This window comes from Streptomyces sp. NPDC104226 (assembly GCF_055584085.1).
The window spans coordinates 352,506-367,235 of the sequence record NZ_JBVJMS010000009.1; the positions used below are offsets into that span (position 1 = coordinate 352,506).

At 71.9% G+C, this 14,730-nt stretch carries 13 protein-coding genes; 8 read left to right on the forward strand and 5 right to left on the reverse strand.

From position 1 onward, the window contains the following. The first annotated feature begins 27 nt into the window (after positions 1–27). From ACZ60J_RS27980 to ACZ60J_RS27995, 4 genes are read left to right on the forward strand one after another with little or no spacing between them, the layout of a single operon-like run. Positions 28–1,041 carry an ABC transporter permease gene (locus ACZ60J_RS27980; protein WP_469685986.1) on the forward strand — a complete coding sequence of 338 codons (1,014 nt, stop codon included), beginning with the start codon at positions 28–30 and terminating at the stop codon, positions 1,039–1,041. Then, a complete protein-coding gene (locus ACZ60J_RS27985) occupies positions 1,038–2,024 on the forward strand; it encodes an ABC transporter permease (protein ID WP_469685987.1) in 987 nt (328 codons plus the stop codon). Before ACZ60J_RS27980 ends, ACZ60J_RS27985 begins: the two co-directional genes overlap by 4 nt. After that, positions 2,024–3,058: an ABC transporter ATP-binding protein gene (locus ACZ60J_RS27990; protein ID WP_469685989.1), complete on the forward strand. Its 1,035-nt coding sequence runs from the start codon at positions 2,024–2,026 to the stop codon at positions 3,056–3,058. Before ACZ60J_RS27985 ends, ACZ60J_RS27990 begins: the two co-directional genes overlap by 1 nt. After that, positions 3,055–4,080 (forward strand): ABC transporter ATP-binding protein, encoded by a 1,026-nt coding sequence (locus tag ACZ60J_RS27995; protein WP_469685991.1) that lies wholly within the window; start codon positions 3,055–3,057, stop codon positions 4,078–4,080. Before ACZ60J_RS27990 ends, ACZ60J_RS27995 begins: the two co-directional genes overlap by 4 nt. A gap of 109 nt (positions 4,081–4,189) precedes the next feature. Here the strand turns inward: ACZ60J_RS27995 and ACZ60J_RS28000 are convergent, their stop codons facing one another. Beyond that, entirely contained in the window at positions 4,190–6,289 is a 2,100-nt protein-coding gene (locus ACZ60J_RS28000; RefSeq protein ID WP_469685993.1) for a S9 family peptidase, read from the reverse strand. A gap of 111 nt (positions 6,290–6,400) precedes the next feature. On the opposite strand from ACZ60J_RS28000, the gene ACZ60J_RS28005 reads away from it, so the two are divergent. Further along, complete coding sequence (locus tag ACZ60J_RS28005) at positions 6,401–7,963, forward strand: MFS transporter (RefSeq protein WP_469685994.1); 1,563 nt, start codon at positions 6,401–6,403, stop codon at positions 7,961–7,963. A 52-nt stretch (positions 7,964–8,015) separates the two neighbouring features. Here the strand turns inward: ACZ60J_RS28005 and ACZ60J_RS28010 are convergent, their stop codons facing one another. Then, positions 8,016–9,419 carry a cytochrome P450 gene (locus ACZ60J_RS28010; RefSeq protein WP_469685996.1) on the reverse strand — a complete coding sequence of 468 codons (1,404 nt, stop codon included), beginning with the start codon at positions 9,417–9,419 and terminating at the stop codon, positions 8,016–8,018. Between the two features lie 118 nt (positions 9,420–9,537). Further along, positions 9,538–10,113, reverse strand: coding sequence for an excalibur calcium-binding domain-containing protein (locus ACZ60J_RS28015; RefSeq protein WP_469685997.1), 576 nt, complete (start codon positions 10,111–10,113; stop codon positions 9,538–9,540). 87 nt (positions 10,114–10,200) lie between these two features. On the opposite strand from ACZ60J_RS28015, the gene ACZ60J_RS28020 reads away from it, so the two are divergent. Together ACZ60J_RS28020 and ACZ60J_RS28025 are read left to right on the forward strand one after the other, a co-directional pair. Then, a complete protein-coding gene (locus ACZ60J_RS28020; RefSeq protein ID WP_469685998.1) occupies positions 10,201–10,464 on the forward strand; it encodes a scabin-related ADP-ribosyltransferase in 264 nt (87 codons plus the stop codon). A 69-nt stretch (positions 10,465–10,533) separates the two neighbouring features. Further along, a complete protein-coding gene (locus ACZ60J_RS28025; protein ID WP_469686000.1) occupies positions 10,534–11,355 on the forward strand; it encodes a class I SAM-dependent methyltransferase in 822 nt (273 codons plus the stop codon). Between the two features lie 57 nt (positions 11,356–11,412). Here the strand turns inward: ACZ60J_RS28025 and ACZ60J_RS28030 are convergent, their stop codons facing one another. Both ACZ60J_RS28030 and ACZ60J_RS28035 read right to left on the reverse strand, forming a co-directional pair. Continuing rightward, entirely contained in the window at positions 11,413–12,942 is a 1,530-nt protein-coding gene (locus ACZ60J_RS28030) for a helix-turn-helix domain-containing protein (RefSeq protein WP_469686001.1), read from the reverse strand. A 78-nt stretch (positions 12,943–13,020) separates the two neighbouring features. After that, positions 13,021–13,521 (reverse strand): MarR family winged helix-turn-helix transcriptional regulator, encoded by a 501-nt coding sequence (locus tag ACZ60J_RS28035; RefSeq protein WP_469686003.1) that lies wholly within the window; start codon positions 13,519–13,521, stop codon positions 13,021–13,023. A 115-nt stretch (positions 13,522–13,636) separates the two neighbouring features. Here ACZ60J_RS28035 and ACZ60J_RS28040 point away from each other — a divergent pair, with 115 nt between their 5' ends. Then, positions 13,637–14,506: a haloalkane dehalogenase gene (locus tag ACZ60J_RS28040; protein WP_469686005.1), complete on the forward strand. Its 870-nt coding sequence runs from the start codon at positions 13,637–13,639 to the stop codon at positions 14,504–14,506. Positions 14,507–14,730 lie beyond the last annotated feature (224 nt).

The following is a 14,730-nucleotide window of genomic DNA, read 5'->3' on the forward strand; positions in this document are numbered from 1 at the left end:
ACAGGGGAACACGGGACTTCTGACACCATGACCACCACCGCACCCGACGCCGACGGCCGGGCGGCCCCGGCGTCGGCTCCGGCGTCGGATCCGGGCGGGGTACCGGCACCCGGTTCCGCCGCCGCCCAGACCGCGGCGGCGCCCGGCAGCAGCCCCTGGCAGCTCGCCCGGCGGGAACTCCGCCGCCGTCCCGCCGTCCGCGTCAGCCTCTGCGTCGTCCTGCTCTTCGTCCTGATGGCCCTCACCGCCCCCTGGCTGGGCGCACTGGGCGGCTGGTCCCCGGACGAGTTCGACAAGTCCGCCATCGACCCCTACCTGGGCGGCCAGCCGCTCGGCTCCTTCGGCGGGATCAGCCCCGACCACTGGCTCGGCGTGGAACCGGTCACCGGCCGCGACCTGTTCGCCCGCGTGGTCCACGGCGCGCAGGTCTCGCTCCTCATCGCCTTCACCGCCACCGCCATCGTGGTCGTCGCGGGCACCGCCGCCGGAATCGCCGCCGGCTACTTCGGCGGGCGCACCGACACCGTCCTGTCCCGCCTGATGGACCTGACGATGTCCTTCCCGTCCCTCATCTTCATGATCGCGATGCTGTCGGTGGCCAAGGACGTCAACCGGATCGTCCTCATGACGGTCGTCATCGGCGTCTTCGGCTGGCCCGGCGTCGCCCGCGTCGTCCGCGGCCAGACCCTCTCGCTGAAACACCGCGAGTACGTGGACGCCGCCCGCGTCGGCGGATCCGGTTCCTGGCGGATCCTGACCCGCGACATCCTCCCGGGGGTCTCCGGCCCGGTCATCGCCTACACCACCCTGCTCATCCCCGGCATGATCAGCACCGAGGCCGCCCTCAGCTACCTCGGCGTGGGCGTGCGCCCGCCCACCCCCTCCTGGGGCCAGATGATCGCCGAGTCCGTGGCCTTCTACGAGACCGACCCCATGTACTTCGTCATCCCGAGCCTCTTCCTCTTCCTCGCGGTACTCGCCTTCACCCTGCTCGGCGACGCCCTGCGCGACATCCTCGACCCGAGGGGCGGCCGTACGTGATCCTCTACCTCGCGCGCCGGCTGCTCGCCCTCGCCGGCGTCCTCCTGGCCATCGCCGCCATCACCTTCCTCATCTTCTACGTGCTCCCCGCCGACCCGGCCGCGGCCGCCTGCGGCAAGACCTGCAGCGCCGAGCGGCTGGCCGACGTACGCGCCTACCTCGGCCTGGACCAGCCGCTGTGGCGGCAGTTCGCCGACTTCCTCACCGGGATCTTCACCGGCCGCACCCTCGGCACCGGCCAGTACGCCGTCCAGTGCGACTTCCCCTGCCTGGGCTACTCCTACGAGAACTCCCTGCCCGTGTGGGACCTGCTCATGGACCGGCTCCCGGTCTCCGCCTCCCTCGCCGTCGGCGCGGCCGCCCTCTGGCTCGTCCTCGGCCTCGGCGCGGGAGTCACCGCCGCCCTGCGCAAGGACACGGTCACCGACAAGGCGCTGATGGTCGGCGCGGTCGCCGCCGCCTCCCTGCCCGTCTACTTCACCTCCGTGATGCTCATCTACGGAGTCATCCGCATCGCCGGGCTCCTGCCCTATCCCACCTACCAGGCCTTCACCGACAACCCCCTCGCCTGGGCGGGGAACCTGCTCCTGCCCTGGACGGCCCTCGCCCTGCTCTACGCCGCGATGTACGCCCGCCAGAGCCGCGGATCGATGATCGAGGCGATGGCCGAGCCCTACATCCGCACCGCCCGCGCCAAGGGGATGCCCGAGCGGACCGTCGTGGTCAAGCACGGACTGCGCTCCGGGATGACCCCGATCCTCACCATCTTCGGCATGGACCTCGGCGGCCTGCTCGCCGGCGCCGTCATCACCGAGTCCATCTTCGGACTCCCCGGCATCGGCAGGCTGTTCTACGGGGCCCTGGTCAACTCGGACCAGCCCGTGGTGCTCGGGGTCACCCTGCTGGCCGCCTTCTTCATCGTCGTCGCGAACCTCGCCGTCGACCTCCTGTACGCCGTCATCGACCCGAGGGTGAGGTACTGATGGCTCCTCCTCCCGAAGCCCGCCGGCCCAAGCCGCCGCTGCTCCAAGTCCGCGACCTGCAGGTCACCTTCACCACCCCGCGCGGCACCGTGCGCGCCGTCGACTCCCTCGGCTTCACCGTCGAGGCCGGACGCACCCTCGGCATCGTCGGCGAGTCCGGATCGGGCAAGTCCGTCACCTCCCTCGCCGTCATGGGCCTGCACCGGGGCGCCGAGATCGGCGGCTCCATCGCCCTCGACGGACAGGAACTGACCACCAAGTCCGAGAAGGAGCTCTCCCGGCTGCGCGGCCGCAAAATGGCCATGATCTTCCAGGACCCGCTGTCCAGCCTCCACCCCTACTACACGGTCGGCGAGCAGATCGCCGAGCACTTCCGGGTCCACTTCCGGGCCGGCCGGGCCGCCGCGAAACGGCGCGCCGTCGACATGCTCGGCGAGGTCGGCATCCCCGAACCCGCCCGCCGGGCGGGGGAGTACCCGCACCAGTTCTCCGGCGGCATGCGCCAGCGCGCGATGATCGCCATGGCGCTGGCGTGCGAGCCCGACCTGCTCATCGCCGACGAGCCCACCACCGCGCTCGACGTCACCGTGCAGGCGCAGATCCTGGAGCTGATCGCCGGCCTCCAGCAGGAGCGCGGACTCGGCGTCGTCATGATCACCCACGATCTGGGCGTCGTCGCCCGCGTCGCCCACGAGGTGCTCGTCATGTACGGCGGCCGTGCTGCCGAACAGGCCCCGGTGGACGAGCTGTTCGCCGATCCGGCCCACCCGTACACCCGGGGGCTGCTCGACTCCCTGCCCCGGCTGGACGACGCCGACGACGAACCGCTGCGGGCCATCCCCGGCTCCCCGCCCTCCCTGCTCGCCCCCGCCGCGGGGTGCGCGTTCGCCCCGCGGTGTGCCACGGCCGCCGCGAGCGGCGAGGAGGACCGGGAGCGGTGCGCCACGGTGCGGCCTGAACTCCGGCCGTACGGCGACTCCGGCCGCGCAACGGCCTGCCACTTCGCGGGCGCCGTACGGGAGGTGGCCCGATGACCACGCCGAACCGGACGGATCCCCGCACCACCCGGGACCCGGTGGGCCGCGCCGAGGTTCCGCCGCCCCTGTTGAGCGTCCGCGACCTCACGATGGCCTTCCCCGGCAAACGGTCCGCGACCGGGCGCCGGGGGGCGCCCGTGCGCGCCGTCGACGGAGTCTCCTTCGACCTGGAAGCCGGCCGCACCCTGGGCCTCGTAGGCGAGTCGGGCTGCGGCAAGTCCACCACCGGGCGGATGCTCGTCCGGCTGCTGGAGCCGACCTCCGGAAGCGTGGAGTTCGACGGCAAGGACATCAGCCGGCTCTCGCAGCGCGCCCTGCGCCCGCTGCGCCGGAACCTGCAGATGGTCTTCCAGGACCCGCACTCCTCCCTCAACCCCCGCCAGACGGTGGCCCGGATCATCTCCGACCCGCTGCTCGTGCAGGGGTCGAGCGCGGCGGACGCCCGTCGCCGGTCCGCCGAGCTGATGGAGCTCGTCGGACTGATCCCGGAGCACATCGACCGCTATCCGCACGAGTTCTCCGGCGGCCAGGCGCAGCGCATCGGCATCGCCCGGTCGCTCGCCACGAGCCCCCGGCTGATCGTCGCCGACGAACCGGTCTCGGCGCTCGACGTCTCCGTCCAGGCGCAGATCGTCAACCTGATGGAGCGGCTGCGCGCCGAACTGGGCCTGGCCTACGTGTTCATCGCGCACGACCTCTCGGTCGTCAAACGGGTCAGCGACCGGGTCGCGGTCATGTACCTCGGCCGGATCGTGGAAATGGGCGACAAGAAGTCGCTCTACGAGAACCCCCAGCACCCGTACACCAGGGCGCTGTTGTCCGCCGTACCACTGCCGGACCCGGCGGCGGAGCGGCGGCGCGAGCGGATCGTGCTGCTCGGCGACCCGCCGAGTCCGGCCGCCCCGCCCCCGGGCTGCACCTTCCATCCCAGGTGCCCCGTGGCGCAGGAGATCTGCCGCACCGAACGGCCGCTGCTGCGGACGGTCGCCTCCCGTGAGGTGGCCTGCCACATGGCGTAGCCGCGGACTCCCGGGGGACCGGCGGGGAACCCGGGTACGGGGGAGGGCCCCGGAGCGATGATCTCGCTCCGGGGCCCTTTGCCGTTCGGCCATGCCGTTCCGGTGTGCCTCAGGCCAGGCCCAGCTCCTTGCGGAAGAACTCCAGCTCCAGCGCCATGACCTTCTCCCGCGTCCCGCCCGGGGTCATGTGGGTGACCCCCGGCAGGGCGAGGAGCTGGTGCGGGCGGCCCGCGTCGGTCAGGGCCTGCGAGAGCCGCAGGGTGTGCGAGGGGTGGACGTTGTCGTCGGCCAGCCCCGTGACCAGCAGCAGCGGCCGGCGCAGACCCGCGGCGTCGGAGAGCAGGCTGTCCCGCTCGTACACCTCCGGGTGCTCCTGGGGCAGACCCAGGTACCGCTCGGTGTACGCCGTGTCGTACTGCCGGAAGTCGGTCGGCGCGGCCCCGGCCGCCGCCGCGTGGAAGACGTCCGGGCGGCGCAGCACCGCGAGCGCGGACAGGTAGCCGCCGTACGACCAGCCGCGGATGCCGACCCGGGTCAGGTCGAGGTCGCCGTGGCGCGCGCCGAGCGCCCGCAGGGCGGCGACCTGGTCCTCCAGCGTGACCTCGGAGAAGCCCCGGTACATGGCGTGCGTGTGCCGCGGCGAGACGTACGCGGTGCCGCGGTTGTCGACGGTGACCACGGCGAAGCCCTGGTCGGCCCACCACTGCCGGTGCTGCCAGCGGCGCGGCTCGGCGCTGACGTCCTGCATGCCGGGGCCGCCGTAGCTGTCCATCAGGACGGGCAGCCGGGTACCGGGGACGTGCCCGCGCGGCAGGACCAGGGCGGTGGGCACGGCGTGCTCGGTGACCCGCTCCAGCACCGGGACCACCCGGTACGGCAGCGGCTGCGACAGGTCGACGGGGACGAACTCCCGCCCGCCGGAGGCGCGCAGGACGCGCCGGATCCCGTCGGCATCGGCGGAGGTCAGCAGCAGCGCCCCGGCGGAGGCGAGGACGGAGTGCACCCCGGGCCCGTCCGCGAGCGGGGTCAGCTCGCCCGTGTCCGGGTCCAGCAGGAGCACCTGCTGCTCGGCGGGGTCGCGCTGCCCGGCCTCGATCAGCAGGCGGTTCCCGTGGACGCCGGCCACCTTGCGGACCTGGAGCCCGTCCCCGGTGCGGAGCACGCCGTCCAGCGCGAGCGCGCGGGCGGCCCCGCCGGGGGTGTCGGCCGCGGTGAGCATCCGGCCGTCGGCCAGGCGCGCCGGGGTGCCGGGGAGCAGGGGGTCAACCCACTGGGGGTGCGTGGTGCGCGACAGCTCCCGGGTGCGGCCGGTGTCCGGGTCGGCGGAGAGCAGCAGGACGGTCTGCTGGAGCCGGTCGTGCACGGTGAGCAGGATCTCGGTGGGCGAGTCCCAGTCCGCGTCGGAGCAGTAGGGGTAGGTCTCGGTGTCCCAGTCGAGGCGCACGGCGGCGTCCGGGCCCGGTCCGAGCACCCAGAGCCGCACGTCGGCGTTGGGGCCGCCCGCCTCGGGGTACGCGAAGTCCTCGGCCGGCAGCTCCGGGTGCGCCGGGTCGGCGAACCAGCGCCGCTGGAGGGCGGATTCGTCGACGCGGGCGGCCAGCAGGCGCTCGCCGTCGGGGGCCCACCAGTGCCCGCGGTGCCGGTCGAGCTCCTCGGCGGCGGCGAACTCCGCGACGCCCCAGCGGGCTCCGTCGTCGGGGCTGATCCGGCCGCCGGGGACGGTGTGCAGGGCGTCGCCGGTGACGTAGGCGACGCGCGAGCCGTCGGGGCTGGGGCGGGGGTCGAAGACGGGCCCTGCGGTGGGGAGTTCCTTGGGCTGCGCGGCCGCTCCGGTGTCCGCCGCGCGGGCGCCTTCGTACGCGGCTCGGTACAGGCGCCCGTAGAGCGCGAACACCGCGGTGCGCCCGTCGGCGGAGAGCGCGTACGAGCCGATCCCGGCGGCTACGAGCCGCGAGCGTTCGCGCAGCCTGCGCTCGACGACGGGGAGGGGCGCGGGTTCGGGGGACAGTTCGCGGGGGTCGGCGAGCCGGGTTTCGGCGCCGGTGGCGGTGTCCAGGACCCAGAGGGCGTCGTAGGGATCGGTGGGGCCGGTGGAGCGGAGGAACCAGAGCAGCCGGCCTGCGTCGCCGAAGGAGAAGGCGCGCGGGGTGCCGTGGGTGAACCGGGCGGTGCTCGCGGAGAGCCTGAGGAAGTCATCCATGCGATCCATGGAATCAGTGTGTCATGTGAAATACTACACGGCACATACCACACGGCATATGCCACATGGCCTAGGCTGTTCGAGTGGTGACACCCCACATACAGGTTTAGCGTCGAAAAAGTGGACCCGAACGCTACGCCGAGCAGCACCAGCACCGGGACCGACGGCAAGGTCCAAGACAGCGAAGGCCATCACGGGCTAGCCCTGTTCGTGCTCGCCTCCTGCCAGCTCATGGTCGTTCTCGACATCACCATCGTGAACATCGCGCTGCCGCACATCCAGACCGCACTCGACTTCTCCACCGAGAGCCTGTCCTGGGTCGTCAACGCCTACACCCTCACCTTCGGCGGACTGCTGCTCCTCGGCGGCCGCACCGGCGACATCCTCGGCCGGCGGCGCGTCTTCATCTTCGGCGTCCTGCTCTTCGGCCTGGCCTCCCTGCTGGGCGGATTCGCCCAGAACGCCGGCCAGTTGATGGGTGCCCGCGCCCTCCAGGGCGTCGGCGGCGCCATCGCCTCCCCGACCGCCCTCGCGCTGATCACCACCACCTTCCGCGAAGGACCCGAACGCAACCGGGCCTTCGGGGTCTTCGCCGGCGTCTCGGCCGGCGGTGGCGCGATCGGGCTGCTGGCCGGCGGCGTGCTCGTGGAGTGGCTGAACTGGCGCTGGGTGCTCTTCGTCAACGTCCCGATCGCGCTGCTGATCGCCCTGGTCACCCCGAAGGTGATCCGTGAATCCGCACGCCGCCCCGGACACTTCGACCTCGCGGGCGCCCTGCTCTCCACCCTCGGCATGGTGGCACTGGTCTACGGGTTCATCCGCGCGTCCCAGGACGGCTGGCTGGACGGGCTGACGCTCGGCTCCTTCGCGGCGGCCGTGGTCCTGCTCACCCTCTTCGTCATCAACGAACGGCGCTCGCCCCAGCCCATCACCCCGCTGCACATGTTCGCCGACCGCAACCGGGCCGGCACGTACGCCATCATGCTCTTCTTCGCCTGTGCGATCTTCGGGATGTTCTTCTTCCTGACCCTGTTCGTGCAGAACGTGCTGGGCTTCAGCCCGCTGCGGGCCGGGCTCGCCTTCCTGCCGGTCAGCGCGATGATCGCGGTGACGGCGGGGATGACCTCGCAGCTGCTTCCCAAGTTCGGGCCGAAGCCGTTCATGGTGACCGGCTCCCTGCTCGCGGCCGCCGGACTGGCCTGGCTCACGCAGACCGACATCCACTCGACGTACCTCGGCAGCATCCTGGGCCCGATGCTGCTGTTCAGCGCCGGCATGGGCATGCAGTTCGTGTCCCTGACCCTGATGGCCCTCTCGAACGTCCCCGACCGGGAATCGGGCGCGGCCTCCGGACTCCTGAACGCGATGCAGCAGGTGGGCGGTTCGCTGGGCCTGTCCATCCTCGTCACCGTCTTCGGCACGGCCAGCCGCAACGAGGCCAAGGAGCAGGCGGGCTCCTTCCTGCGCACCGCCACACCCGAACAGAAGCTGTTCTTCGCCAGGACCAAGCAGTACCCGAAGCCCTGGAGCGACCAGGTCCTCACCTCGGGCGTCAGCGCAGCCTTCGTGGCGGCAGCCGTGTTCACCCTGGTCACGGCGCTGATCGCGCTCCTCGTGATCCAGGTGCGGCCCTCGGACCTCGCCCGCCTCCAAGGCAACCACACACCGGCCGCGGGGGCCTGACCGGGCCGGCGGCTCGGGAGCCCGCGCGGCTCGGCCCGGGCTCCCGAGCGGCTCAGGAGCCCGTGCGGCGGATCCGGCAGCGTGCCGGACCGGTGGTGCGCAGGGTGATCCCGGCGGTCACGGGCACCTCGGTGTCCACCGCCTCGAACTCGTAGGCCCGTAGCAGCATCGCCAGCGCGATCACCGATTCCAGCATGGAGAAGTGCTGTCCGATGCAGGCGCGCGGACCGCCGCCGAAGGGCAGCCAGGCGTAACGCGGCCGGGCCGCTTCGGCCTCCGGGGTGAACCGGTCGGGATCGAAACGCTCCGGGTCCGGCCAGTAGTCGGGGTGGCGGTGGGTCACCCAGGGCGCCACGATCACGTCGGCGCCGGCCGGAATGGTGTGCCCGTCGACCTCCGCCGCGGCCACCGAGCGGCGACCGATCGCCGGGGCCGCCGGGTAGAGCCGCATGGCCTCCTTGAGCACCCGGGTGAGGTACGGGAGCCGGTCGAGGTCGGCGGCTCCGGGCGTACGGTCGCCCAGCACCGCGGCGACCTCGGCGCGGGCCCGGTCCTGGAGCTCGGGATGCAGGGCCAGCAGGTGCAGGGAGAAGGCCAGCGAGGTGGCGGTCGTCTCGTGCCCGGCGAGCAGGAAGATCAGCACCTGTTCGCGCAGCTCGGTGGCGTCGAACTCCCCGTCGTCCGCACTGCTCGCGGCGGCGAGCAGCGACAGCAGGTCCTCACCGGCTCCGACGTCCGTACCGCTGCTGCTCCTGCGGCGCTCGGCGATGATCCCGTCGCACACCGCGTACAGCTCGTCCATCGCGGCGGCCGCCCGCTTGTTGCCCGGAGTGGGCCAGTCGCGGGGGACGTTGACGGGGGAGTAGCCGCGGCGCATCACGTAGGCGGTGATGACCGGAAAGGACCGGTCCACGACGTCGGCGGTGGCGTCCACGTCCGTGCCGAAGAGGATCCGGGCGACGGCGCGCAGCGCCAGGGTCATCATCTCGTCCGCGACGTCGACGACCCCGTCCGGGGCCGCCTGCCAGGCGTCGAGGGTGGCGGCGGTCTCGGTCGCGACGGCGTCCGCGTACCCGTCCACCCGGCGCTTGGTGAACAGCGGCTGCACCAGCCGCCGCTGGCGCAGGTAGTCCTCGTCCTGGCTGGTGAGCAGACCGTTGCCGAGGGCGTCGCGGACCTCTTGGTATATGGCGTTGTCCTTGCGGAAGTTGGCCGCCTGCGTGGCCAGGACCTGCTGTGCCCCCTCGGCCGAGAACACGCAGTGCAGCTCGGCGCGCAGCCCGGGCGGGCCGGCCGTGATTCGTACGACGTCGCCGTGCAGGACCCGCGCCCGCTGGTAGGTACCGAGGGCGTCCGCCTTCAGGTCGGCGAGCGACCCGAGCAGCGGGGAGCCCTCCAGCCGGGGGATCCCCGTACGGTCGCCGCTGTCTGTCCGTGATGCTTGCACTGCTGCCATGACTCCGCCCTCAGAACCGTTCCGTCAGGGCGATTCTGGGGGCAGCGGCTCGACGGGGGCGAGGCCCCCCGGACCATCAGGCCGAATATCGCCGCAGTCCCGGGAGCCTCGCCGCCTGCTACTTGTCGCAGGCGATGCCGTCGTTGTCCTTGTCGAGGTGCTTGGCGTAGCCGGGCTGGCCGCGCCGGATCGGGGCGGCTCCGGCGGCCTTGGCCTCGGCGCAGTTCTTGTAGGAGACGTCCTTGGGCGCGGGGGCCGGGGTCGGGGAGGAGGCCGGCGGCTTCGCCTTGCCCGTCGAGGCGGGGGCCGGGGTCTTCCCGGAGCCCTTGGTCGGGGTGGGAGTGGGGGTACCGACGGGCTTCAGCGCGGCCCCGGCCTTGTCCGGGCACGGGGTGGTCGGGTTGGTGAGCGAGAGTTCGGCGGCGGTGCCGGGCGGCAGCGGGGCCCCCGCGGCCGGGGTCTGGAAGCAGACCAGCCACATGGAGTGGAGGCCCGGCATCTCGACGTCGCCGTAGGCGCTGCGGAACTCGATCGGCTTGTCCGTCAGCTTCTTGACGAGGCGCTCGGCCTCGTAGGAGCCCTTGCCGACGAGCGCGGGCATCGTGGGCGCCGAGCCCGGCTTGCCGGAATCCTTCGTGGCCGTACCCCCACAGCCCGCGAGGGACAGGACGACCGCGCCCGCCATCGCCGTCATGGCGACCCCCCTGCCGCGTCTGCGGTGCGTGCTTCGCTGGTACATAAGACCCCCCATGGTCGTTGTCGAGGCGAACCGTCGCAGACTATGTGGATCATCTCCGCGCGCGTACGGGAAGCCAGGAACCGAGACCCGGGGTTCCGCTCCCGAGCGCTCCCGGGGAGATCGCCGCCGAAGGATCGTCACGCCGTCAACTCGCCGCAGCGGGAGGCCGAGGTGGCCTTCCCGGGCGGCATCGCCCGCTCGTTCATCGTGGCCGTCTGCCCGGTGGACACCGTGAAGAAGGTGGAGATCACGGACCGCTGCGAGGACAACCCGCACTACGGGCCCTGGCGGGCCAACTGCTCCTGACCCGGCACCACCGCAGGGGCCGCAGATAAAGAACGGCCGTCAACCGGTGCAGCGCCTAGTGTGTGGCGCATGAGCCAGACTCCCGTCGACCCCATGGACCCCGTAGACCCCGTCGCGCACAACCGTCTCGCCTGGGACCGCCAGGCGGAGGCGGGCAACGAGTGGTCGCGCCCGGTCGGCCCCGAAGTGATCGCGAAGGCGCGGGCGGGCCAGTGGTCCATCGTCCTGATCGGGTACGAGCCGGTCGACCCGGCCTGGTTCCCGCCGGACATCACCGGTCGGGACGTGCTCTGCCTCGCCTCCGGCGGCGGGCAGCAGGGTCCGGTGCTGGCCGCGGCGGGCGCCCGGGTGACCGTCTTCGACAACTCGCCCCGCCAGCTGGCGCAGGACGACATGGTCGCGGCGCGGGAAGGCCTCGACCTGCGCACCGTGCTCGGCGACGCGCGCGACCTGAGTGCCTTCCCGGACGCCTCGTTCGACCTGGTCGTCCACCCGGTCTCCAACCTGTTCATTCCGGAGCTCGGGCCGGTCTGGCGCGAGTGCCACCGGGTGCTGCGCCCCGGCGGGACGCTGCTGTCCGGCTTCCTCAACCCGGACGTCTACCTCTTCGACGCCGAGGCCCTTGAGGAGCGCGGCGAGTTGGCGGTGCGCCACCGCCTGCCGTACAGCGACCTCACCCACCTGGAGCCCGCCGAGCGGGAACGTCTGTGGGGCCTCGATGCGCCGGTGGAGTACAGCCACACGCTCACCGATCAGCTCGGCGGACAGATCGCGGCGGGCTTCGCCGTCACCGGCTTCGCGGAGGCGCCGCACCACTCCGACGCCACGGCCGGCTGGCTCCCCGGCTACTTCGCCACGAAGGCGGTCAAGGCCGGCGCCGGTCACCCGTAGGCGCGCACGCAGAAGCCCCCGCCCGCAGGCGGGGGCTTCCGCGACCCGGACGGCTTCCTAGATGTCGCGGAAGATCTCGATCTGGGCGCCCACCGAGTTGAGGCGTTCCGCCAGTTCCTCGTAGCCGCGGTTGATGACGTAGACGTTGCGCAGGACCGAGGTGCCCTCGGCCGCCATCATCGCCAGGAGGACGACCACCGCCGGGCGCAGGGCCGGGGGGCACATCATTTCTGCCGCGCGCCAGCGGGTGGGGCCCTCGACCAGGACGCGGTGGGGGTCCAGGAGCTGGAGGCGGCCGCCGAGGCGGTTGAGGTCCGTGAGGTAGATGGCGCGGTTGTCGTACACCCAGTCGTGGATCAGGGTCTGGCCCTGGGCCACGGCCGCGATGGCGGCGAAGAAGGGGACGTTGTCGATGTTCAGCCCGGGGAAGGGCATCGGGTGGATCTTGTCGATCGGCGCTTCGAGCTTCGACGGGCGGACGGTGAGGTCCACCAGGCGGGTGCGGCCGTTGTCGGCCGCGTACTCGGGGGAGCGGTCGTGGTCGAGGCCCATCTCCTCCAGGACCGCGAGCTCGATCTCCATGAACTCGATCGGGACCCGGCGGATGGTGAGTTCGGATTCCGTGACGACCGCCGCGGCCAGCAGGCTCATCGCCTCGACCGGGTCCTCGGAGGGGGAGTAGTCCACGTCCACGTCGATGTTCGGGACGCCGTGGACGGTGAGGGTCGTGGTGCCGACGCCGTCGACCCGGACGCCGAGCGCCTCCAGGAAGAAGCACAGGTCCTGGACCATGTAGTTGGAGGAGGCGTTGCGGATGACGGTGGTGCCGTCGTGCCGGGCGGCGGCCAGCAGCGCGTTCTCGGTGACGGTGTCCCCGCGCTCGGTCAGCACGATCGGGCGGTCCGGGGAGACGCCGGACTCGACCTGGGCGTGGTAGATGCCCTCGGTCGCGGTGATGTCCAGGCCGAAGCGGCGCAGGGCGATCATGTGCGGCTCGATGGTCCGGGTGCCGAGGTCGCAGCCGCCCGCGTAGGGCAGCTTGAAGTGGTCCATCCGGTGGAGGAGGGGACCGAGGAACATGATGATGCTGCGGGTGCGGCGGGCCGCGTCCGCGTCCATCGCGTCCATGTCGAGGCGGGCCGGCGGCACGAGTTCCAGGTCGATGCCGTCGTTGATCCAGCGGGTGCGGACGCCGATGGAGTTCAGGACCTCCAGGAGGCGGTAGACCTCCTCGATGCGGGCGACGCGGCGAAGGACCGTACGGCCCTTGTTGAGCAGGGAGGCGCAGAGCAGGGCCACGCACGCGTTCTTGCTCGTCTTGACGTCGATCGCGCCGGACAGGCGACGGCCGCCGACCACGCGCAGGTGCATCGGACCGGCGTAGCCCAGGGAGACGATTTCGCTGTCGAGGGCTTCCCCGATGCGCGCGATCATCTCAAGGCTGATGTTCTGGTTGCCGCGCTCGATGCGGTTCACGGCGCTCTGGCTGGTGCCCAGTGCGTCCGCGAGCTGACTCTGCGTCCAGCCACGGTGTTGCCGGGCGTCACGGATGAGCTTGCCGATGCGTACGAGGTAGTCGTCTGCCATGGATGCACCGTATCTCAGATATGAGATGTTCCCCGCGTTGGGTGTGGCAGACGGGTGTCAACGCACACGAAAAGGGACTTACCGGTCGTCAGCTCCCATGGTGGGGCCGCCGTGCGCGGGGTGCGCGTGGTGCTCGACCAGTCGGCCGAGGAGGCCGACGAGCTGCTCGCGTTCCGGTGCGGACAAAGGGGACAGGAGCTCCTCCTGGGCCGCGGCGAGCAGTTGCTCCAGCTTGCGCAGCCGGCGCCGGCCGGCGGTGGTCAGGGTGATGACGTTGCGCCGCCGGTCGGCGGGGTCGGGGGTCCGCTCGACCAGCTCGCGCGCGGCGAGTTCGTTGATGACGGCGACCAGGTCGCTGCGGTGGATGTCGGTGCGGCCGCTCAAGGCCGCCTGGCTCGCGGGTCCGAACTCGTCCAGGGCGACCAGGGCCGCGTAGTGCCACTTGCGCGCGTCCGCCCCGCTCAGCCCCTCGGTGACGAGGCGCGCGGCGTGCGCCGAGGCCTGTGAGAGCAGTCGGCTGGGCAGTTCGCGCAGGCGCGCCGGGAGGGCCGGTGCGCCCTGGTCCTCTTCCGTGGTCATGACGGGATCGTACCCCTTGCGTTCGGAGCACTAACGGTTTAATTTCGTTGGCGTTACGAACGTTAGTGACACCAACGAAAAGCCCGGTGGATCGAAACGAACGGATGGTTCCGCCATGCCCGTCATCGACGTACTCGACTCGACGATGTACTACGAGGAGCTCGGCGCCCCCGACGGCGTCCCCTTCGTCTTCCTGCACGGCAACCCGACCTCCTCCCACCTGTGGCGGGGCGTACTGCCCCGGATCGGGGGCCGGGTCCGCGTCCTCGCCCCCGACCTCATCGGGATGGGCCGCTCCGGCAAGCCCGGCGGCGAGTACCGCTTCGCCGACCACGCCCGCTACCTCGACGCCTGGTTCGACGCCCTCGGCCTCGACGGGGCCGTCCTCGTCGGCCAGGACTGGGGCGGGGCGCTCGCCTTCGACCGGGCCGCCCGGCACCCGGGGCGGGTCCGCGGGCTCGCCTTCATGGAGACGATCCTGCGCCCGATGACCTGGGAGGAGTACCCGCCCGCCGCCCGCGCCCGGTTCGAGGCGATCCGCACGCCGGGGGTCGGGGAGGAGATGATCCTGGAGCGGAACCTCTTCATCGAGGACAGCATCGGCAAGACGGTGCTGAACCCCTTGAGCGAGGCCGACCACTCCGTCTACGCCGCCCCCTACCCGACCCCCGAGAGCCGGGTCCCCCTGCTCCGGTTCGCCCGCTCCCTGCCGATCGGCGGCGAACCGGCGGACGTGGTCGCCCGGGTCGAGGCGTACGACGCCTGGCTCGCCGCCAGCCCGCAGGTGCCCAAGCTCCTGCTCCACTTCGACGGCTCGCCCGCCCTGATGGTCGGCCCCGGGCTGGTCGCGTGGAGCGAGGAGAACATCTCCGGGCTGGAGAGCGAGTACGCCGGAGCGGCCGCCCACCTCTGCCCGGAGGACCGGCCCGAGGAGATCGCCGCCGCCGTCACGGCCTGGGCCGTCCGCCACGGTCTCGCCGGCTGACCGACGCGTCCTTCCGTGACCACCGTCACGCCTGGGGGTGCGTGCCTCGTCCAGGCGCCCCGGCATGTACTAGAGTTATCTCGACATCGAGATATCTGCCCCGGACGTGCCGCAGCCGCCCCGCTGGTAAGGGTTACCTAACTTAGCCTCACCTTAGCGGAAAGGCCAGAGTGCCTCGCGGCAGGATTGCGGCAATACGCGCGAATTCATGCATGAAGGAGACT

Coding starts and splice junctions, on each gene's coding strand:
- ACZ60J_RS27980 (WP_469685986.1), top strand. CDS start 28: ATGACCACCACCGCACCCGACGCCGACGGCCGGGCGGCCCCGGCGTCG.
- ACZ60J_RS27990 (WP_469685989.1), top strand. CDS start 2,024: ATGGCTCCTCCTCCCGAAGCCCGCCGGCCCAAGCCGCCGCTGCTCCAA.
- ACZ60J_RS27995 (WP_469685991.1), top strand. CDS start 3,055: ATGACCACGCCGAACCGGACGGATCCCCGCACCACCCGGGACCCGGTG.
- ACZ60J_RS28000 (WP_469685993.1), bottom strand. CDS start 6,289: ATGGATCGCATGGATGACTTCCTCAGGCTCTCCGCGAGCACCGCCCGG.
- ACZ60J_RS28010 (WP_469685996.1), bottom strand. CDS start 9,419: ATGGCAGCAGTGCAAGCATCACGGACAGACAGCGGCGACCGTACGGGG.
- ACZ60J_RS28015 (WP_469685997.1), bottom strand. CDS start 10,113: ATGACGGCGATGGCGGGCGCGGTCGTCCTGTCCCTCGCGGGCTGTGGG.
- ACZ60J_RS28020 (WP_469685998.1), top strand. CDS start 10,201: ATGTGGATCATCTCCGCGCGCGTACGGGAAGCCAGGAACCGAGACCCG.
- ACZ60J_RS28025 (WP_469686000.1), top strand. CDS start 10,534: ATGAGCCAGACTCCCGTCGACCCCATGGACCCCGTAGACCCCGTCGCG.
- ACZ60J_RS28030 (WP_469686001.1), bottom strand. CDS start 12,942: ATGGCAGACGACTACCTCGTACGCATCGGCAAGCTCATCCGTGACGCC.
- ACZ60J_RS28035 (WP_469686003.1), bottom strand. CDS start 13,521: ATGACCACGGAAGAGGACCAGGGCGCACCGGCCCTCCCGGCGCGCCTG.
- ACZ60J_RS28040 (WP_469686005.1), top strand. CDS start 13,637: ATGCCCGTCATCGACGTACTCGACTCGACGATGTACTACGAGGAGCTC.